This is a genomic window from Streptomyces phaeolivaceus, from assembly GCF_009184865.1.
In the GTDB taxonomy this organism is placed as follows: domain Bacteria; phylum Actinomycetota; class Actinomycetes; order Streptomycetales; family Streptomycetaceae; genus Streptomyces; species Streptomyces phaeolivaceus.
In genome coordinates, this window is sequence record NZ_CP045096.1 from 3,177,167 (window position 1) to 3,198,263 (window position 21,097).

Here is a 21,097-nt window from a genome sequence, read left to right on the forward strand (position 1 = left end):
CGCACCCCACAACAGGAAGGGACACCGGTGGCCCACGGAATACCCCTCACGTATCAGTGGCAGCCCGGAATGCTGCTGCGCGCCTCCACCGCTTCCCGGCCGATCCCCGTGCCGGACTTTGACCTGCACGGCGACGACGCCACGATCCGCAGTCGGCAGTGGCTGGAGGAGGTATGGCGCGCTCCAGTGCCGACGGCGCTGTCCGCAGCCAGCCCCGTCCTGTGTCAGCGCGTCGCCGAGATCCTGAACGGCACCGTCACCGACGGCCGCCGTATCAGGCGGGCCGTCCGGTCTGTTGCCGCGTACCTCCTGCGGTGGAACCACCGGCCCACCCCGTTCGGGGTATTCGCCGGCGTCGCCCCCGCTGAGCCCGCTCAAGCCGCCCACATTCTGTGGGGTGAGGGGTACCGGACTGTTCTGCGGCCTGATTCCGACTGGCTGACGGACGTCATTACCCGCCTGGAGAGCCACCCCGCTCTGCTGGCCCGGCTGACGGTCGTGGCCAACAACACCGGCCGCTCCCGCGGCAACCGGCACGTGGTGGACGGGATGCCTGCCGACGCGCACACCTCCGGCTACGCCCCCATCGAGCTGTCGGTCCGCCTCACCCGGCCCGTGGCCGCCGTGCTGGAGGCTGCCCGCACCCCGATCCCGTACGAGCTGCTCGTGCACCGTCTGTCCGGGCAGTTCCCCACCGCACGCCCCGAGCAGCTCGCCGGCCTGATCGCCGACCTATTGAACAAGCACATCCTGATCAGCAGCCTGTGGCCCCCGATGACGTCCGTCGACACGCTCGCCCACATATGCGATGAGCTGGAGAAAGCAGACGCCACCGGCATACCCGACAGCGCAGAGCTGGCCTCCCAGCTCGCTTCGATCCGGGGCGGCTTGAAGCACCCGGACACCGTCGCCCCTTGGACGCTCAGCGACCCGCTGACGCAGAGCATGCAGCACGTGATCGCCACCGGCCGCGTCCCGCTACTGGTCGACGCCGCACTGGACTGCACCACCCACATCCCCGAAGCCCTCCTGGCCGAAGCCGCCGAGGCAGCCCAGGTCATGCATCAGCTGTCGCCTCATCCATACGGGTATCCCCAATGGCGCGACTACCACCAGCGGTTCCTCGACCGATACGGCAGCGAGGCAATCGTGTCCGTACTGGACTTGATCGCGGACAGCGGCCTCGGCCTGCCTGCGGGCTTCCTGGGCTCCGAGCGCGCCCGCCCGCCATATGAGATGACCGACCGGGACGAGAAGATCCTGCGCCTGCTCCAGGAGGCGATGCTCGACGGGAGGCGCGAGCTGCTCCTCACCCGGGCAACGATCGCCGACCTGACCGCCGGCCACACCGAACCGCTCCTGCCCATGCCCCGGGCCGAGATCGCCGTGGAGATCCACGCCCCCAGCCTGGAGGCCGTGCAGGGCGGCGACTACCGGCTGCTGGTCACCGGCGCCCCCCGCCCCGGCAGCAGCATGCTCGGCCGGTTCGCGCACCTGCTCCCGCCGTCCGCGCAGAGCGCGCTCACCGACTCGTACGCGACCGCCGGCCCCGGCGCCATCGCGGCGCAGCTGTCGTTCACCCCTCGCCGGCGCCGCAACGAGAACATCACCCGCACCATGCAGGTCCTGCCCTTCACCATCCCTCTCGGCCAGCACCACGAGCCTGGCCCCGGCGTGATCCCGCTCGACGACCTGGCGGTGACCGCCGATACCCGCCGGTTCTATCTGGTGCGCAGGTCAACGGGGCAGCACGTCGAGCCTCGCGTCACCCATGCGCTGGAAGCGTCCGTCCACACACCGCCGCTCGCCCGGTTCCTGGCGGAGATCACCACCGCCCGCAGCGCCGCCTACAGGGCGTTCACCTTCGGCGTCGCCGCCACCCTGCCCTACCTGCCACGCGTGCGGTACAAGCGGACGATCCTCGCGCCTGCCCGTTGGCTGCTGTCCGCCGAGGAACTGCCCGGCCGGTCCGCCCCCATGGCCGACTGGGACAAGGCACTGGCCCGATGGCGCGAACGGCTCTGCGTCCCCGATCACCTTGCTCTGGTCGAAGACGGCCAGCAGCTGCCCCTCGACTTCGACCAGCGCATCCACCGGGCGCTGCTACGCGCCGGCGTGGACCGCAACCGCGTTGTCGAACTACGCGAAAGCACCACTGCGCGGGACTGGGCATGGATCGGCCGCCCCCACGAGCTCCTGATCCCTCTAGCGAACTCCACCCCCGCCGACGCGCCCCGTCTGCCGGAGGCCGCTGCCGCCGCCACCGGGACGCCCAGCCAGCCCACCGTCCTGTATGCCCGTCTGTTCGCGCACCCCCAGCGCTACGACGAGATCCTGACCGGCCACCTGCCCACTCTGCTCGACCAGTTTGACACCATGCCGCTCTGGTGGTTCAGGCGCCATCGCGACACAATCCGCCCGGCCTCCGACCAGCATCTGGATCTGTACCTTCGCCTCCCCGATCCAGCCGCCTTCGGCGCAGCCGCCCAACAGGTCACCGGCTGGGCAGACGCCCTCGGCAGCCAACGTCTGGCGAGCCACCTGGAGTTGACCACCTACCCGCCAAAGTCCGGCCCGTATGGGCATGGCTCCGCTCTGGACGCCGCGCACCTGGTGTTCGCCGCGGACTCCGCCGCCGGCGTGGCGCAGATCCGTGCCGCTGCGGATGACGCCGCCATCGGGCAGGCCCTGACCGCTGCGAGCATGTTCGACCTGACGGTGCGGTTCACCGGCGACGCAGATCAGGCGTCGGACTGGCTGATCCGCGCCCTGCCTCAAGAACACGGCCCTCTCGCCCGGGAGCGCGTCACGCTGGCCCTGGCTCTGGCCGATCCCGAGCACGCTGTCCTCCAAGCCCTGCCGGGCGGCCCCGATGTCATCGCCGCCTGGGGGCAGCGCGCTGCCGCCCTGACCGCCTACCGGCAGCAGCTGTCCACCGAGCGCAACGCCGACAGCGTGCTGCGGTCGCTGCTGCACGAGCACTGTGTGCGGGCGCTGCCCGTCGCCCCCGATCACGAACGCGCCACCGGCCGGCTCGCCCGGGCCTGTGCCCTGCGACACCGGGAGCGGCAGCCGTGACCACCGCAACAACCAGCCCAGCCGTGCTGGCGGAGACCTTCGCCCGCCACCTGGCCACCCCGGTCCCGCCGCCCGAAGACCAGCCCTGGGCGGCGCAGGACCTAGCCGCCGGCGCTGCGGGATCCGCGCTCCTGCACATCGAGCGCGCCCGTACCGGGGACGGCACCTGGCAGCAGGCACACCCCTGGATCAAGACCGCCGTCGCCACCCCCGTCAGCGCCGCCGACACCAGCGGCCTGTACCTGGGGGCGCCTGCGGCGGCGTTCATGCTCGAATGCGCCGTCACCGCCGAGGCACCCCGGTATCAGGACGCGCTGGCAGCCCTGGACCACCATGTGGCTCAACTCGCCCACCGCAGATGCGACGCAGCGCAAACTCGCATCCGCCAAGGCCGTCCAGCCGGCTTCCACGAGTACGACATCTTCTACGGGCTCACCGGCATCGGCGCCTACCTGCTGCGCCGGTCCCCGTCCGGCACCGCGATGGCACGCGTCCTGGCCTACCTCGTACAGCTCACCCGCCCCATCCGCCACGGCGACCAGGGGATGCTGCCCGGCTGGTGGGTCGATCACCAGCCCGACCTCACCCCGTCCACCGTCCCCGCCGGCCACGCCAACTTCGGAGCCGCCCACGGCATCACCGGCCCGCTGCTGCTCCTTGCCCGCGCCCTGCGCCAAGACGTGAAGGTCGACAGCCAGGAAGACGCCATCGACACCATCCTTCACTGGCTCGATACGTGGCGGCAGGACGGACCCGCCGGATTCTGGTGGCCCGAGCACCTCCGCCTCGGTGAACTCCGCACCGGCCGTCCCTCCCAACGCGGCCCGGCACGGCCCAGCTGGTGCTACGGCGCCCCCGGCATCGCCCGCGCCGGACAGCTCGCCGCCCTCGCCCGCCGCGACCCGGCTCGCCAGCGCCTGTACGAGGACGCCCTGGTCCGCTGCCTGACCGATCCCGATCAGCTGTCCAAGATCACCGACGCCGGCCTGTGCCACGGCTGGGCGGGCGTCTACCAGACCGCCTTCCGCGCCGCCCACGACGCCGCCACCCCGGCCCTGCGCGCCACCCTGCCCGACCTGGCCGCCGCCCTGACCCGGCACACCCAACCCGGCCACGACCCCGGCCTCCTGCAAGGCGCCGCGGGCACCGCCCTCGCCCTGACCACCGCGGCCCACGACGCTGCGCCGACCTCGGGATGGGACACATGCCTACTGATCGACTGAACCAACCCTCCCTCCTGGAAGCGACTCTGCACGCCGTGCTGGACGTCCTGGCCGGCACCGACACGGACACCGCCGCAGCCCGCGCCGGACTCGAGCCCGCCGACCTGGACGCCGCCGTCGCCGTCTATCAGCAGGCCGGGCAACAGGCCCTCGCCCAGCAGTCAGGGCCCCTGGCATGGCGTCAGCTGTTCATCCGGTTCACCGACTGGGGCAAGGCCGAGCAGACCGCCGCCGAGTACATCGCCCCCGTCCTTGATCTGGCCCAGCAGGACGCTCTGATCAACGGGTGGTGGTTCATCCGTAAGCACCCGTGCTGGCGGATGCGGCTGCTCCCGGCCGTCGGGACACAGCTCCCCCCGGCACTGGCCGACACGCTCGACGAACTCACGGCTGCTGGGCGAGTCCACCGCTGGTGGCCCGGCATCTACGAGCCCGAAACCGCAGCGTTCGGCGGCGACACCAGCATGACCATCGCCCACACCCTGTTCCACGCCGACAGCCACGCCATCCTCACCACAACTCATGGCGAGCTGGGCCGCCGAGAGTTGTCACTGCTGCTGTGCGCCACCCTGATGCGCGCCGCCGGACTGGAGTGGTACGAGCAAGGAGACGTCTGGCATCGCGTCACCCGGGAACGGCCCCTCCTCTCAGACGTACCGGCCGCCAAAGTCCACGCCATGGCCGACAGCCTCCGACAGCTGCTCATCGCCGATACCAGCGCTTCTGGCCCCATGCTCCACTCGGACCGCACTCTCAAGCCCGCCACCGACTGGGTGAGTGCGTTTCGGCAGGCCGGAGGAGACCTCGGCACAGCCGCCCGGGACGGAGCCCTCGACCGCGGCCTGCGCGAGGTCATCTCCTACCACGTGATCTTCCACTGGAACCGGATCGGCCTGTCCGCCCGCACCCAGAGCGTTCTCGCTCACGCGGCACGTACCGCGATCCTGCATCCCGCTGACCCCACGGAAAGGCCGATGCTGTGACCCCGCCACCACACCATTCACAGGCAAGGATCCGTCGGCTCTCCAGGCGCTTCCCCCTGGTCAGCCGGTCCCACCTCGTCTACCCCAGCTTCGCCGCACGGATCGACGAAGTCCGCACCTGCGGGGAGAAGTCGGCGCAGGACGGACCCCTCGTTGACCGGATCAACCTCGCATGCGCCACCTGGAACCTGTCCGCACTGATCGCCTCCGACTGCGGGCTGACCAACCTGGCGACAGACCTCTGCCTGCGTCAGCTCCGTCTCTTCCAGGCAGCATGGCCCGTCACCGAGGACACCGCCATCGCCAGCCTCCAGCCCATCGTCAACCTCGTACGACTGACCGCCCGAACGGGCGACCCGCAGGCGGCCTATCAGCAGCTCATGAACGTGCACCGCGCCGCGCATGACGGCGGCACCGTGACCGTCCACGGGCAGACCATCGACCTGACCGGCTTCACCACCGAAGCCACCTTGGACCACATCCGGCCCTGGCTCCACGACCTCCTGCTCGACGACGGAACCCGGCTCCTGGTCGCCGCCGGCCACTGGCGTCAAGCGGCAGAGCACGCGACCGCCTACGACAAGGAACCCGAGCGGCTGTACGGCAGCAGGCAAGCACACGTCGTGGCGAGCCTGCATACGGACGCCCAGGACATGACCAACTTTCTGATCGACAAGGCCACCATCACCGAACCGTGGGAGGAAGCCGTCGCGCAGATCCTCCGCCACTACGCCGACCGCCTTGCGTGCCGCGCCACAGCAAAGGGGTTCGCCGCTACGGCACTCGCCGTGCGGGATGCGCTGGAACCGGCCCCGCCGCATCTACGCATGTTCCGGGTGCGGCTGGCTCTGGCGGCGATCGACCTGGTACCGGAAGGCTGCGAAATCCTCGCACGTCCCCTGTACGACGCGATCGTCAGCGACACCACACAGGCGTGCGACGCGTACGCGGCACGCGAAATCCTCCGCCACCCCGCCCCACCGGCCGAACAGCGGTCACGCCACGAACTGGAGGCGATCGTCCACGACAGCGGCCTCGGCCGGGGCACGCTGCCGGAACCGGTGCTGTCCACGATGATGCGGGCTGTCAGCACGGCTGGGGCGAACCTCGCCCAGTGCCTCACTCAGGATTGAAGAGGAATTTCAGCCCGGGTGACCAGCATCACCGATCAGGCAGAACAACGTTATTTTCCGTTCTGGGAGCCAACCTCCTTGTGCACCATGTATTTTTCACAGGCTTCTGACCTGAGAGCATCGATTATTTCCCTGGTTTACCTGTAAAATCAACGAAGGCCGGAAACGGTCACCCGGGCGTCGCGGACATGACGCGAGACGACAAGTCTGCGCCCCCGGAGGACATCGTGCCCGCCCCGTTTCTCGCCGTAGCCGGCATGGCGGCCTATCTAGGCCGCGCCTGGACCAATGCGGTCACCAGCTGCGCAGGCGCGCCATCCTTCAGGCGCGCTGACGCCTCAAGTCCCGCAGCTGCGAAGGTCATCGCCGCCGACCTGCTTGGTAATACGGGGCCCCGCGGACGTAATCGCCCAGCAGAAACCCGATTCCGTGAGCGTCACTTTCTCTTTGGGTGTTGTGCTGGCCGTCGCGGTGTGGCTGCTGATCCGCAAAGGCGGTCTCAAGGTCGGCCACGCAATAGCGGCCGTGCTCCTCGGCTTCTATCTCCGCGACAGCTCGCTCGCTCCGTCCATCAGCCGCGGTGTGCAGAGTGTGGCCGAGATGCTCAGCGGGATCCGTATATAGACCGGGCGTCGGGGCACCCCTGTGGGCCCGGGCCGTACGCCGCCTCCCCCGTCGGCTGCAGTCTGGCGCGCGTGCCCCGGCGGCCACTCCCCCATGCCCGGCATTCCCTCCTCCCTGTCAGGACCACGTTCCGCGAGGTCACCCATGTCTGATCTGCCATGCCCGCGACCAGTCGGTCACCGACGTGGCCAGCGCCGGCGTGCGCGCGGCGCTGAGCCGCTACGCACCGAGAAGGGGCTGCGCCTGCGGTTGAGGCTTCTGGTGCTTGTGCCCTCCTTCTTGGTCACGGCGATCGTGTGTATGGCGGTGGCCGTCGGCACGACGGCACGCGTCCATGTGGATGGCTGGATCATCGGAGCGGTGGTGGCAGCCGCTGGCCTGGGCGTGCTGGTCGGCGCGGACTGGCTGGCCGTGCGCACGGCGGCTGAGCTGCACCGGCAGCGCAGCGAGTACAGCGATTCCGTGCATGGCTGGCTGCGGCACTTCCAGTCCGGTGTGGACGAAGGCCGCAAGAGCATCAGCGCCGCTGTTGAGCAGCTCAACCGGGGTGAGCGGCCTACTCCTCCCGCCTTCAGCGCGGGACAGGCGGGCTCTGGCAGCAATCCGTGGAGCGACGCGGAGGTCGCTCTTTACCAGTTGCACGCGGAGGCATGGCGGGCGGTGGTGAACGGGCGGCAGGCGGAGCTGCCGCAAGCGCTCGTCTATATCGCCGGGGGCATGACCCTGTTGCTCGTGCGCGCGTTGGGCATCGTGACCGAGCTGACCAATCAGGTCCAGGACCCGGACCTGCTGTACCGCGTGTACGACGTCAACAATCTGCTCAAGCGGATGCGGCGGTCGGCCGGACGCCTCGCGGTTCTGGGTGGCGTGAAGGCGCGCACGCTGCACCAGCCGCTCGGGCTGGTGCAGTTGCTGCGTGGCGCATCCGGCGAGATCGAGAAGTACGCCCGGGTTCGCATGCATACGTCCACCCTGGATGTGCAGATACCGGGCTTCGCCGGACCCGATCTGATCCATCTGCTGGCCGAGTTGGAGGAGAACGCCACCCTCTGCTCGCCGCCGGACAGCAAGGTCGTGGTGCGCACGTCGAGGGTCACCGCGGGTCTGGCTGTGGAGATCGAGGACCGGGGCATCGGCATGGCCCAGGGCGAACTCGACCGCTACAACCGGATGCTCGCCGATCCCCGGGACAGGGACCTGGCCGAGCAGCTGGCCCAGCGCCAGACCGGCCTGCTCGTGGTGGCCAAACTCGCCCGCCGGTACGGCATCCACGTGCAGCTGCAGAAGAATCTCATGCACGGCACGACAGCACTGGTGGTGGTGCCGGACAAGCTCCTGCTCTGGGCGGGCGAGTCGGCGCCCGTATCCCATGCTGAGCCTGCCGCAGACGTTGCCGCGGTACCGGGCCCGTCGGCGCTGTCCGCGGGACGCCCCGGCCCCCGGCCGGCCGGCGGGCCGAGGCCCAGTCCCCCGGCCCCGGTAGGGACGGCGTCATTGCCCTCCCGTAACGCCCGGCGCGCCCCGGCTCAGCAACCCGCCGCTTCGGCAACGACCAGGGCAACGCCTTCCCGGGGAGCAGCACCTGGCTCTCGCCCCCGGTTGCCGCAGCGGACGCCACAGGCAACGGTCCATGAGCGTGCGGCCCCTGCGGAGCCTGAGGCCACTCCCGTCCCGCTCGCGCCGCCGGATCCATCCTTCGTCAGCAAGTTCGCCCAGGGCGTGCATCGCGCGGAACAAGCCGCGGCAGGCCGCGAGGCACGACCGCCCGAGGCGAGCGCGGGCTGACCCCCGCAGCGCGCCCCACCCATCTTTCGTGCCGGGTTTCGCGCCTGAGCACCAGTCCGTACGACGTACGGAGATACGGAGAATTGCGATGACGATGACCACCGACTCCACGGCAGCCCAGCCGGACCGGGTTGTGGACGAGCTCCTCAACGACCTCGCCAAGGTGCCCGACGTGACGGGCGTCTTGCTCGGCTCGCAGGACGGCCTGCGGCTGGCTTATGCGGGACCGGGTATGGACGGCCAGATGGTTGACCGCCTGGCCGCGGTGATCAACGGCCTGTACTCGATCGCTCACGGAGTCGACGACGGCGAGGGCCGTGTCGAACAGGTCCTGATCAGGAAGACCAACTTCCTGCTGTTCATCATGAGCGCCGGGAGCCCGCCGGCCGCGGTGGCCCTGAACGCGGGCCGCGACCCGGACAAGGTCGAAAGCGTCCTGGGGGTGCTGACCAACACCCGGGCGGACGAGGGAACCGTCGGTTTCGCGATGGCCAACATGATCAAGCGGATGGGCGAGCTGCTGGCCACACCAGCGCGCGCGGGCGGGGCCCCTTCCGGTGACGGCCAGTGAGATGGCGTCCGCAAGCAGCCCGGCCTGGACCGTCGAGGACACCGAGGCCCCCAGCCTCTACGTCCTGACCGGCGGCCAGACCAGGCCCACACACGACCTACAGATCGAGACGCTGCTGTGGGCCGAGGGAGAACCGCCCTCCGGCCAGCCGCCGGAAGCCGACCAGGCCATGGCGTTGTGCCGGGAGCAGCCCCTGGCCGTCGCTGAGATCAGCGCCCTGATCGGGTTGCCCTTCCAGATCACCAGGATCCTCATGTCCCGGCTGATCGACATCGGTGCACTCAGCGCCGTGACCACCCCGCACTCCGCCGACCTTCCCGACGTCGCTCTCCTGAAGGCCCTTCGCAATGGACTCCTCAAGCTCTGACCCCCGGCCGGCACGCCGGTTCGGCCGCGCGAAGCCCACCCCCGTCAAGATCGTCGTCTCCGGCGGGTTCGGGGTCGGCAAAACCACGTTTGTGAGCGCCGTCTCCGAAATCACCCCGCTACGCACCGAGGCCGTGATCACCAGGGTCTCCGAGGGCGTGGACGACCTCAGCCTGCTGGTCGACAAGACGGCGACCACCGTCGGCATGGACTTCGGCCGGATCACCTTCCCTCAGCTGAACGCGGTCGTGATGCTGTTCGGCACCCCGGGGCAGACCCGGTTCTGGTTCATGTGGGACGAGCTCACGCGAGGAGCCCTCGCCGCGGTGGTCCTCGTCGACACCCGCCGCCTCGACGAAAGCTTTCCCGCGGTCGACTACTTCGAGCGGCTCGGCCTGCCCTTCCTGGTCGCTGTGAACGTGTTCGACGACGCCAGCCACTACGACCCCGACGAAGTCGCCTCCGCCCTGGCGCTGCCGTCCACGGTTCCGGTCGTGCTGTGCGATGCCCGTCTGAGCACGGACGCGACCGGCGTACTCGCCCGTCTCATCGACCACGTGCTCACCCACTCGTATTCTCCTGCCGCCGTTCTCCAGGGAGCACAGCTGTGAACCCCCACGCTCCGTCCGATCTCCTGTCCACCACCAGGCACGACACCGACTGGCAGAGCCACCTGCCCGAGGTCTTCGACCCCATGGCTCCGCCCGTGGAGGCGTTCGACGCCTTCGCCCGGCAGGTCGCCGACGTGCTCGGCACTCCCTACGCCATGCTCAACTGGGTCGGCGACGAACAGTACTTCCTCGGTCTCGCCAATCCCGCCGACAGCGAACTGCCCGTGCTGGGCCGCACCCTGCCGCTGACCCACGGCTTCTGCCCGCACGTCGTCCAGCGCCGGGGCTCGCTGGTTCTGACCGACGTCCTCGATTTCGATGCCTTCGCCGGCAACCCGGTCGTCGACGAACTCGGGGTCCGCATGTACGCAGGAGCCCCCCTCATCGACAAGCGTACGAACCACGTCTGGGGCACCGTCTGCGGGATCGACATCGAGCCGCGCGCTCGCTCGCAAGGCCGCCCGGTGTGGACGCGCATCGACCACATGCGCGACCTGCTCATGACCGAGCTCTACCTCCGTACCAGCCCGTAGCAGGACCCGCGCCCAGCAGCACCGTTCGCGACCACCACCCCAAGGGGGAGACCACGATGCCCACGATGTCGTCCACGACTGCGGATCTCACGCCCGACTACGAAGCCCTGGTCCAGCACTTCGACGAGTTCGCCACCGCGGAAGTCGCCCCCCGAGTCCAGCGCATGGAGTCCTCCCCCCACGCCGTGGAACGCGACCTGGCCCTGCTCATGGCCGAACAGGGATGGTTCGGCGCCACGATCCCCCGCCAGTACGGCGGTATGCACGCGGGACATCTCGCCAAAACCCTCATGATCCAGAGGATGGCGCGGGCCTCGGGCGCGGCCGGCGCCATCCTGCAGGCCAGCCAGCTGCCCGTATCGATGCTCATCCACTTCGGCAGCGACGAGCAGAAGGCCCTGCTGCTGCCCCAGGTCTCCTGCGGGGACACGCTGCTGTCGATCGCGGTGACCGAAGAGGAGACCGGCAGCCATGTGCTCGGCATGGAGACCACCGCCCGCCGCGACGGCAACGACTGGATCCTCGACGGCAGCAAGGTCCACATCGGCAACAGCCACATCGCCCACTTCCACTGCGTCGTGGCCCGCACCGCCTCCGCCGACACGGCCGGCTCCCGCGCCCTGACCGCGTTCCTCGTCGAACACGACCGCGACGGACTGACCGTCGAACCGCACCGGCCCGCCCTCGGCCTGCACGGCTTCACCTTCGGCAAGCTCACCTTCGACGGCGTACGCATACCCGAGGCCAACGTGATCGGCGAAGTAGGCGACGGCAAAGACATCGCCTACAGCAGCAGCATCCTCTACGGCCGGCCCAACCTCGCCGCGGTCTCCCTCGGCATCCACGAAGCGATCATGGAATGCGCGGCCGGCTTCCTTCAGGGCCGCCGCCGCTACAACGGCGCCCTCGCCGACCTTCCCGTCCTGCGCGACCGGGTCGGCGACATGAAGTCCCGGCTCATGGCGAGCCGCGACCTCGCCCACCACGCCGTACGCATGCTCGACTCCGGCCGCCCCTGCGACGACCTCCTCATCAACTCCAAGTACCTCAACCACAAATGGGCCGTGCAATCGGGCCAGGACGCCATGGAACTGCACGGCGCCCACGCCCTGCGCACGGACTACCCCCTCCAACGGCTGTGGCGGGACGTCCAGCACACCTACGCGCCCGCCGGAACCGGTGAGGTACAGCGCCAGCGCCTGGCGGAAACCGAGCTCGGTGCCCCTCCCATCCAGTGGTCCGAACGGCTCGCCGCCAAAACCTCGCTCTTCCTCCCCACCAGCACAGCCGCCTGACTCCCAGACACCCACGCCCTCCAACACAACAACCAGCTGCGGGAACTCCCGCCCGCAATGTCTTCCTCCGGGACCCACCGTCCGCCTCCAGGCCCCACCCGCCACGTGGGGCCTGCCAACCGCGCGGCCGGTCCCGGTGCCCGCCACCAGCCGCCTCCCTGTCCGTTCCGCCGAAAGCCAGTTGATGAAGAGCCGAGCGCCCCTGTCTCCCCTGTTGTGGTGGCAGCCCAAAGCCCGCACCGGGCATGGATTCCCAGGACACCTCCACCTCAGCGCCGCACCGAGCAGCAACCTCGTGGTCACACGCGCCGCCGTCCCAATCTGCCCACAGCCCGGCCAGGTACCGATCACGGTCAGGGGGACGGGGGTGTGACGATCATCGACGTCCCCAATGAGACACGGGGCCACTCCGGGCTCGCCGAGGAAATCGAGCAGATCCTGCGGGACACCGCGTCTTTGATCCAGGAGGTCACGGACCTGTCCTGCCCGACGCTGGTGTTCCGGCTGCTCACTCCCCGCGCCTGGAGGGCCGAGATCCGGGCATGGGCCGAGCGGTCGCTGGAGGAAGACCTTGCACAGGCCCGCCTCACCGCGCCGGAAGCCGACCGGGTGCGCGGCCGGCTCACGGCATGGGACGCCAGCGACCTGCGCCCGGGCTGGCCGATGAACCCCGGCCTGACGATCACCGACCACTACGGCGAACCCCGCACGCTGATCACACCGCAGGCCCTGCACCACACGGGGGTCCGCTACGACCGCACCGCGCTGATCCGCTTCGTCGTCCACGCCGGTGTCCACCACGCTCAGATCGCAGCAAGCACAGGCACGCTCCCCCCGCCCCCGATCCGTGCTGCTGCCCGCGTGCACGAGGACTCGGCCACGAGGACCCTGATGGAGGGGCATGCCACCTGGGCCGAACAGAAAGTGGCAGGCGCCTACTTCGGATTCTGCCGGGAGCACCGGCCCCGAGAAGTGCCGCGCTCATGGCGGTACCGGCAGCATGCCCGACTGATCCCCTGGTTGCAGCCCCCTGCGGATCTCACCTCGCTGATGTGCGCGCGAGCAGCGGATCCGAGTCCACCGGCCCGCGAAGACGGCGCGAGTTTTGTCCAGGCAGTCATCGAAGTCTCCGGCAGCGTCGCCCCGTTCAACCGGATCTGGACCGACCCCTCGCTCGCCCCCACGAACCGGGAAATCACCCATCCCGAGGCATGGTTCAGCCGCGTCAGCATCGAAGGACCAGCGCTCCTGTAACCGCCGCCGCGCTGAGGAGCCTCCGCTCCCACTCCCCCGGCCGGGCCCCTCTCGGCCTCAGTCCCGCGTAACGCCATTCCCATACCGACCACACCAGCACGAAAGGATCATCAGTGACCCGGTTGACCGCCTCGGACACACCCCGTCGTTCCGCCCCGCGGAAGCTTCCCTCGATGCGTCCGTATCAGAAGGAGGTGCACGACGCGGTTGTCACCGGGCTGACGAACGGGACCCGGGGACAACTGCACGCGGCGTGCGGGTCCGGCAAAACCTTCATGGCGCTGCGTGCGGTGGAGGAACTGGTCCCGGGAGACGGGATGATCGTGGTCCTGGCCCCGTCACTGGCTCTGGTCGCGCAGATCTTGCGGGAGTGGCAGGACGCCGGCGTGGTCGGGTTCCGTGCGATGGCGGTCTGCTCGGACGAGAAGGTCTCCGACGTCCCGGTACGGACCGAGGATTTCGAGGTGCCGGTCAGTACTGATCCGGACGTGATCACCTCCTGGTTGAGCGGTGGCAGGCGCCGGATCATCTTCGGCACCTACGCATCTGCCGCCCGGATCGGTGAAAGTCTGCGGCAGGCCGGTCTCGAAGTCGACATGCTGGTGTGCGACGAGGGGCACCACCTGTTCGGCAAACGGGATGCCGCCCGTCGTCGGGTCGTCACCGACTCGGCTTTCCTGCCCCACCGCAGCCGACTGGTGATGACGGCAACGCCGAACGTGACAGGCGGCCAGGCCGGGGATGCGTTGACCTGGCAGAGCGAGGAACTGTTCGGGCCGGTGCTGTACCGGTACCCCTTCGCCCGCGGGATCGCCGAGGGGTATCTGAAGGACTACCGGCTGGTGGTGCTGGGCATCAGCGACGCCGAGGCCCGTGCCCTGCTCGCCGACACCGCATCCGACTACGTAGACGGCGAGATCGCTCTGAGGACCGTCGTCGCGCAGGCCGCGCTGGCACACGCCCGCAACACCTACGGCACCGAGCGCGCCATCACCTTCCACCCCCGGGTGCAGCAGGCCGCCGACTTCGCACGCACCCTTCCCGCCACCATCGCCCGCCTGCCCGCCGCCAAGCAGCCGGCGGGCATGGTCCACGCTACCCACATCAGCGGGGCGATGGACACCGCCGAGCGGGAGGGCATCATGGCGCGGCTGGCGCAGCCGCCCGCCGGCGGATGGACGGTGGTCTCCAACGCGCAGTGCCTGACCGAGGGCGTTGATGTTCCGGCGGTGGACACGATCGTCTTCACCCACCCGTCCCGGTCCGCGGCCAAGGTGACCCAGGCCGTGGGCCGGGCCATGCGCCGAAGCCGCCACACAGCCTCCATCGCCACGATCATCGTGCCGGTCATCGTTCCGGACACCACCGCCGAGGTCGACGACGAACTCGACGCCGGCGACTTCGAAGCTCTCTTCGAAGTCGTACGTGCCCTCAGGGCCCACGACGACGTCTTCGGCGCCGAACTGGACCGGGAACGCGCGAACTTGTCGCTGCGCACCGCCGGCAGGAAGGGCGCCGAGGGACCCGGAGCGCAGGAAGGGGAGGAATCCGACCTACCGAAGAGGATCACCTTCCACCTGCCGGAGGGCACATCCGACCGTATCCTCCATCAGCTGCGTCTGCTAACGGTACGCAACTCCACCTCCTCCTGGTGGGAGGGATACGCGGACGCGGTCGCCTTCCACAAGGAGCACGGCCACCTGAACGTGCCGGAGAACCAGCTCGGCGCCAGTGGCCGCCAGCTGACCGCATGGATAGCCACCTTGCGCAGGCATCGCCGCAAGGGGTGGGTTCCCCAGGACCGTATCGACGCCATGGACCGCATCGGCATGGAGTGGGAACCACTGGATGCCCGGCGGCAGCAACTGCTCAGCGATGCCCGCGCCTACCAGCAAAAACACGGCAACATCGACGTGCCCGACAGCCATGTCACGCCCGAGGGGAGGCTGCTGGGCTCGCAGTTCAAGGCACTGCGTACCGCCTACCGTGAAGGCCGCCTGCACCAGCCCCTGGTCCGCGCGCTGGACGAATTGGGAATGCGCTGGGACCCGCAAGCCGCCAAGAAGCAGGAACTGCTGGACGCCTGCGACCGTTACCTCCAGCGTTTCGGAAATCTCGAAGTACCGGTCAAATACGTCGACACCGAAGGCTACCGCCTCGGCCCGGCCCTCTCCTACGTGCGCTCCGTCGCTCAGGGCACCGTCAAAGACCGGGAGGGAAACGCGCGGACCCTGGATGCCGACCAGCGTACCGAGCTGGAGAGACGTGGAGTTGTCCTGGACTTCCGGGTCACTGCCCTGGACCAGGACCTCAAGACGGCCCTGGTCGAGAAAGTCCAAGCCGGAACGCAACTCAAGGACGCCCGCAAAGCACTCGGCATCAGCGATTCCGCAGTCATCACGGCACGGCAGAAGGACACAGAGTTCGACGTCCGCCTGAAAGTCGCTCTCCGGGCCCAGTACCGCGTCCTGGACGAGTCGGAAAAGCAAGCTCTGATCGACGAAGTCGCATCCGGAACCTCAATCCGAAAAGCCCGCCAAATTCTCTCCCTGTCCGCTTCCTCCATTGCGACGGCGCGAAAGAAAGACGCCCAGTTCGATGCCCGCTTGAAATCCGCTCTTCAGCAGCAGAGTCGCCCCTTGGCCGCGGCGGAAGAAAGGGCCTGATGGACGAAGTCGCATCCGAAGCCCCCTGGACCCCCACCGCTCACTCGAAGCCATCGAGGGCCGGCACTCCAACCGGTCCGGGTGTCCAGGTCCCGTAGCACCGTCACGTTGCGTGGCACAGGGCTACCGGTCCGCAGCGATTCGGCCACAACCTGGACCCTCGTCCGCGGCTCAATTCAGGGATGCGCGACATCCGCGGCCCACAGCCGTGGGGCACGGACACGACTCAAACACGCGCGTTCGAAAGCGGTGGCCGGCTCGTTGTCCCGGTCATCATCAGTCATCCCCAACCCGGCCTGCAGGCTGCCCTGTTGGTGATGCGTGCCGGTGGCCGCCGTGCGCGCCAGCCACCGGCACGCCTGCGTTCTCTCGTCCGGTCAACGTCAGGAGTCTCGATGAACCCCGCCCTCGCTATCGCCCCTCCTCCCCTCCCTGGAGCGCGCTGGGCCGTCCAGACGGCTGCTGCTCGACCCCTCGTGACGATGCGCGACAGCGCCGCGGCCGGCACCACGGCTATGTCACACCCGGATCCGAGGTGGGGGGCATGAGCGCCGCCATGAACCCGCCCGGGGGCTGCCACCCCTATAAGCGAGCAGTCCTGGAGAGGATCTCCGCCGGGCGGCGATACACCGCTCTCACCGTGTCGGCGAGCGGAGGCACGTCATGACGCAGCCGACGGTGCCCGCGCAGGGCTCCCGCCCCCCGTCCGACGCCGCCATGACCGCAGTTGCGCCGCCGGCACCCGCGGAGATCAAGTACACCGGCCAGTACTCGGTCAACCCCATGGACGGGGTCTCGTTTAGGGCCCTGTGCGCCCGGATCCCGTCGGTGATGAAACGGATCGCGGGCATGTCATGGGCGGTCGACCGGACGGCGGTCGTCCTGCTGGTGGTATGCCAGGTGACGGTCGGCCTGTCGGCGGCCGGACAGCTGACCGCCACGTCGGACGTCATGCGCTCGCTCTTCGGCGACGGAACGGTACAGGAGCGGCTGCACCAGGCGCTGCCGGCGCTGATCTTCGTCGCGGTGATGGCCGCCCTGTCCCGCACCGCGAGTGCGGTCTCGGCCTACGGTGACCGGCGCATCACCCCGAAGCTGACCACCGAGGCCGACACGACACTGGTCTCCTCGGTGTGCCAGGTGGAGGCCGCCGCCTACAGCGAGGACGGATTCCACGACCGGCAGGAAGCCGCCGAGATGGGCGTGATCCGCACCCATGTGATGGTCGCCGACGCCCAGCAGCTGATGTCCTCACTGATCCAACTGGTCACGGCGTGCTCGGTCCTGGCCGTGCTGGACTGGCGGCTGCTGCCGTTCCTGCTGCTGGCCGTCCTCCCGGCCGGCGTCGGCTCGGTGCTCACCGCGCGCGTCGACTACGAGATCCACTACGCAAACATCGCCAACCGCAACGCCCGGGGGATGATGCGCTGGTGGGCGACGAGCCCGAAATACGGGGACGAGGTCCGCGCCAACTCGATGTCCGGCTACCTGCTGTACTGGTACCGGATATTGTCGCAACAGGCGGACGAGCGCTCGCTGGCCGCAGCTCCCCGGATCCTGCGGATCAACCTCGCTTCAGCCGCGTGCGGCGGGCTGTTCCTGGTGGCCACCTGGGCGGCGCTGTACTGGCTGGCGGCCACCGGCCAGATCGCGGTGGCGATCGCCGCGACCGCGGTCTTCGCCGTGCGGACCACCCTGGGCGCGCTGACCCAGCTGGTCCGCAGCGCCGCCGCGGTCTTCCACACCAGCCTCTACCTCGGCGACATGACCACCTTCCTCGACGAGGCCCAGGAAAAGGCCCCTCACCGCGGGGAGTTGACGGTGCGGGCGCCCCTCGACGAGGTCTGCGTGCGGGGGGCGGTGTACCACTACCCGGGCAAGGACAAGCCGGCCCTCGACGGGGTGTCGCTGACGCTCAAGCGCGGGCAGATCCTGGCGCTGGTCGGCGTGAACGGTTCCGGCAAGACCACCCTGACTCGCCTGCTCGCCGGGATCCTCCTGGCCGACGAGGGCACGGTGACCTGGAACGGGACCGACCTCGCCGAGGTGGACCCGGACACCGTGTGGGCGCTTACCGGTCTGGTCCCGCAGGTCTTCGCGCAGTGGCCGCTCAGGCTGCGGGAGAACGTCAATCTCGGCCAGCCCCGCTCCGGTGGCGATGTGCCGGTGTGGGAGGCGATCGACGCCGTCGGACTGCGCGAGGCGGTCGAGGACCTGCCCGACCAGCTCGACACCCTGCTGGCGCGGGAGATCTTCAGCGGGGTGGAGCTGTCCGGCGGACAGTGGCAGCGGGTGGCGTGCGCCCGGGGGCTGCACCGGCTCCCGGAGCTGCTGATCATGGACGAGCCGACCTCTCAGGTCGACCCGGAAGGCGAACACCGGGCATTCGAGACGCTCAAAGCCATGGCGGCGGACCGCATCACGATCGTGGTGACGCACCGACTGGAGAACACCAAGATCGCTGACGAGATCGTGGTGATGGAGGAAGGCCGGGTCACCGAGCACGGCACCTACGAGGACCTCGCCTGCGGCGACGGAACCTTCGCGCGGCTGCTGGCCCTGTCACAAGACCGCTGACCGGCCGGGTGCCGCCTGTAGGGTCCGCGACTTCGTTAGCAATGAGAGGAGTTCGTTAGCAGTGGAGTAGCAAATCCGCGGCTCGATGAGCAGTCGGTCTCATCACCTGCGGGCTCGCCGTATCCACGGGCCCGGCTCCCAGCTTCGTGACCACGTTGGTGCTCATGATCGGCCGACAGGGGCAGTGCTAATGAAGCCCGGATTCCGGCGTTTCTGCAGGACGCAGTGCTCACAGAACCGCGGAACCTACACCGCCCCGTCATATGCCGGTGCGGCACCCGCCTTCGTACCGATCCCGGATTCCCCCTTCCCGAAGGACCTTGATGACGACCAGACGACACGAGCAAGACGCCCGGCAGCCACAGTCGGCCTTCGCTTGGTCGACGCCGGCCGGGAGGACGGCGCGATGAAGCCCGAGGAGATCAACACCGAGGCATGGACCGCCTACGGCCACCACCACCGCCGGCGAGGCACCCACCTGCCGGAAGTCGACCGGATCGACTGGGGCCCCGGCGCCACCGGTCCGGGGGATGCGATCCTCGGCGACCTTGACGGCCGGCGGGTGCTGGACCTGGGCTGCGGGCTCACCCGGCACGCCGCCCACCTCGCCCGCGACCACGGCGCGCTCGTAGACGCCGTGGACTCCTCACCCACGCAGATCGAACGCGCCCGCACCCGCTACGACCAGCTGCCCGGTCTGAACGTGGTACTCGCTGACGCCGTCGAGCACCTGCGCGCCGCCGCCCCGTACGACGTGATCTATTCCGTCCACTCCGTCCCCTACATCGACCCGCACCGGCTGCTGCCCGCCCTGAGCGCGGCGCTCAAACCCGGCGCCAGGTTGTGCTTCACCGTCCTGCACACCAACTCCCATGGCGAGGGACCCTCCACCGCGCTCGTCCCGCGGTCGGAGACCCTGCGGCTGGCCGACGGCCCGGAACTGACCGTCCAGATGTGGGTCCTCACACCCGAACTGTGGGAGGACCTGCTGGTCCACTACGGGCTCCGAGTGGAGAGCATCACCGTCCTCGACGCCCCGGAAGAGGGCAACCACGCCTCCTACCGGCTCTTCCAGGTCCGCCGCCCCGTACGCGTCACGTCCCGCCCGCGCACCACCCGGCCGCCCGTAGCGCACGCGGCAGTCGGCGTCGGCATCATCCTGTCCGGGCCGGACGGCGTACTACTGGGCCGGCACCGCCGGCGCACGATTGAGCTGCCGGGCGGCACCGTTGAGCCCGGCGAATCACTGCGGGAGACCGTCGTGCGCGAACTCGCCGAGGAGACCGGCCTCACCGGCCGCCCGGAGGACGTACGCCTGCTCGGCATGCTTCTCGACCACGTCGGCGACGTCGTCCGCATCACCGTGGCCGCCGTCCTCACCACGTGGCAGGGAACCCCCGCCGACCAGAAGGACGAGAGCGTGAGCGACTGGCGCTGGTGGCCCCTGGACGCACTGCCCTCCGGCCTGTTCGAGTGCAGCGCCCAAGTCCTGACCACCTGGCGGCCCGACCTGAACATCGACCACCCGCCCGCACACTTCACCCCCTTCGCCGACACGGCGGACACCGTCGCGTGATGACGTGGCAGACAGCCGCCCACCTCACCGTCCAGCCCGCAACCCGCACCATCGACGAACTTCGCCATGACCACCTCACTGGATGAACACCACACCCAGTTCTTCCTCACCCGGAACCAGCAAACGCCCTTCCGCGCCTCCGACTGGTTTCCGCCACCGTCCGGCACTTCCCTGCGCCTCCGCCCGATCGACCGCGAAGTCCCGCATGCCTCTGATGAATCGGAGCCCGAATGACCTCTTCACCGTCCAGCGGCCCCGCGCCACACGGCACCGCGATGTCGCCCGCCGCGTACGGGGCCTCCCGGGCCACCCTGTGGACCGGTGTGTCCGTGCTCATCACCGACACGGTCGGCCGCATCCTGCTCCAGCGTGTCACCTACCGCACCACGCGACTGCTGCCCGGTGGCGGCGTGGACGCCAAGGAAGCCCCCACCGAGGCCGCTGCACGCGAGGTCCTGGAGGAACTCGGCGTCCGCCTACCGATCAGCCGGGCCCTGGCTGTGGACTGGGTCCCGTTCAGCACACCTGGAAACGACCCCGCCGTCCACTTTCCCGGCGAGATCATCTATGTCTTCGACGGCGGCACCTGGGGCAGCAAACAGATCGCCTCGATCCGTCTGCGCACAAGCGAGATCGAGGCGATCGACTTCGTCGACCCTGCCGACCTTCCCGACCTGATGGCTCCAGGGAACGCCCGCCGTGCCCTGGCCGCTCTCCACGCCCGCGCCATCGACGGCGCGGTGGTGCTCAACGACTGCTATCCGATCACACCGCCGCCACCCACTTCCTGACTCACCGGCTCAGGTCAACTTGCCTTCTGTG

17 protein-coding genes are annotated in these 21,097 nt (G+C 69.3%); all 17 read left to right on the top strand.

Annotated features, from left to right (window positions below; translation table 11 throughout):
• Positions 1-27 precede the first annotated feature (27 nt).
• The 17 genes from F9278_RS14750 (at position 28) to F9278_RS14825 (ending at position 21,066) form a co-directional block, all read left to right on the top strand.
• Positions 28-3,078, top strand: a complete 3,051-nt coding sequence (locus F9278_RS14750) for a lantibiotic dehydratase (RefSeq protein ID WP_152168748.1) — start codon at positions 28-30, stop codon at positions 3,076-3,078.
• Positions 3,075-4,301, top strand: coding sequence for a lanthionine synthetase C family protein (locus F9278_RS14755; protein WP_152168749.1), 1,227 nt, complete (start codon positions 3,075-3,077; stop codon positions 4,299-4,301). Before F9278_RS14750 ends, F9278_RS14755 begins: the two co-directional genes overlap by 4 nt.
• Positions 4,283-5,284, top strand: coding sequence for a thiopeptide-type bacteriocin biosynthesis protein (locus F9278_RS14760; RefSeq protein WP_152168750.1), 1,002 nt, complete (start codon positions 4,283-4,285; stop codon positions 5,282-5,284). Before F9278_RS14755 ends, F9278_RS14760 begins: the two co-directional genes overlap by 19 nt.
• Entirely contained in the window at positions 5,281-6,417 is a 1,137-nt protein-coding gene (locus F9278_RS14765; RefSeq protein ID WP_152168751.1) for a hypothetical protein, read from the top strand. The genes F9278_RS14760 and F9278_RS14765 overlap by 4 nt, the downstream gene beginning before the upstream one ends.
• A 447-nt stretch (positions 6,418-6,864) precedes the next feature.
• The gene (locus F9278_RS14770; protein WP_404819043.1) at positions 6,865-7,041 is read left to right on the top strand and encodes a hypothetical protein; all 177 of its coding nucleotides are present in this window, start codon (positions 6,865-6,867) and stop codon (positions 7,039-7,041) included.
• A 300-nt stretch (positions 7,042-7,341) separates the two neighbouring features.
• On the top strand, positions 7,342-8,826 hold the full coding sequence (locus F9278_RS14775; RefSeq protein WP_193241483.1) for an ATP-binding protein: 1,485 nt from the start codon (positions 7,342-7,344) through the stop codon (positions 8,824-8,826).
• A gap of 88 nt (positions 8,827-8,914) precedes the next feature.
• Complete coding sequence (locus tag F9278_RS14780; protein ID WP_193241484.1) at positions 8,915-9,397, top strand: roadblock/LC7 domain-containing protein; 483 nt, start codon at positions 8,915-8,917, stop codon at positions 9,395-9,397.
• 1 nt (position 9,398) lies between these two features.
• Positions 9,399-9,764 (top strand): DUF742 domain-containing protein, encoded by a 366-nt coding sequence (locus tag F9278_RS14785; RefSeq protein ID WP_152168755.1) that lies wholly within the window; start codon positions 9,399-9,401, stop codon positions 9,762-9,764.
• Positions 9,745-10,374 carry a GTP-binding protein gene (locus tag F9278_RS14790; RefSeq protein ID WP_152168756.1) on the top strand — a complete coding sequence of 210 codons (630 nt, stop codon included), beginning with the start codon at positions 9,745-9,747 and terminating at the stop codon, positions 10,372-10,374. The genes F9278_RS14785 and F9278_RS14790 overlap by 20 nt, the downstream gene beginning before the upstream one ends.
• A complete protein-coding gene (locus F9278_RS14795; RefSeq protein ID WP_193241485.1) occupies positions 10,371-10,907 on the top strand; it encodes a GAF domain-containing protein in 537 nt (178 codons plus the stop codon). The genes F9278_RS14790 and F9278_RS14795 overlap by 4 nt, the downstream gene beginning before the upstream one ends.
• Positions 10,908-10,972: 65 nt before the next feature.
• The gene (locus F9278_RS14800; RefSeq protein WP_226966740.1) at positions 10,973-12,202 is read left to right on the top strand and encodes an acyl-CoA dehydrogenase family protein; all 1,230 of its coding nucleotides are present in this window, start codon (positions 10,973-10,975) and stop codon (positions 12,200-12,202) included.
• Positions 12,203-12,571: 369 nt separating this feature from the next.
• A complete protein-coding gene (locus F9278_RS14805; protein ID WP_193241486.1) occupies positions 12,572-13,456 on the top strand; it encodes a zinc-dependent metalloprotease in 885 nt (294 codons plus the stop codon).
• A 173-nt stretch (positions 13,457-13,629) separates the two neighbouring features.
• Positions 13,630-16,122 carry a DEAD/DEAH box helicase gene (locus tag F9278_RS14810; protein ID WP_152168759.1) on the top strand — a complete coding sequence of 831 codons (2,493 nt, stop codon included), beginning with the start codon at positions 13,630-13,632 and terminating at the stop codon, positions 16,120-16,122.
• A 663-nt stretch (positions 16,123-16,785) separates the two neighbouring features.
• The gene (locus tag F9278_RS14815) at positions 16,786-18,699 is read left to right on the top strand and encodes an ATP-binding cassette domain-containing protein (RefSeq protein ID WP_404818888.1); all 1,914 of its coding nucleotides are present in this window, start codon (positions 16,786-16,788) and stop codon (positions 18,697-18,699) included.
• 406 nt (positions 18,700-19,105) lie between these two features.
• Positions 19,106-20,275, top strand: coding sequence for a bifunctional class I SAM-dependent methyltransferase/NUDIX hydrolase (locus tag F9278_RS14820; RefSeq protein WP_152173869.1), 1,170 nt, complete (start codon positions 19,106-19,108; stop codon positions 20,273-20,275).
• 66 nt (positions 20,276-20,341) lie between these two features.
• Positions 20,342-20,509, top strand: a complete 168-nt coding sequence (locus F9278_RS46155) for a hypothetical protein (protein WP_193241487.1) — start codon at positions 20,342-20,344, stop codon at positions 20,507-20,509.
• On the top strand, positions 20,506-21,066 hold the full coding sequence (locus tag F9278_RS14825; RefSeq protein WP_226966741.1) for an NUDIX domain-containing protein: 561 nt from the start codon (positions 20,506-20,508) through the stop codon (positions 21,064-21,066). The genes F9278_RS46155 and F9278_RS14825 overlap by 4 nt, the downstream gene beginning before the upstream one ends.
• The last annotated feature ends 31 nt before the right edge of the window (positions 21,067-21,097 follow it).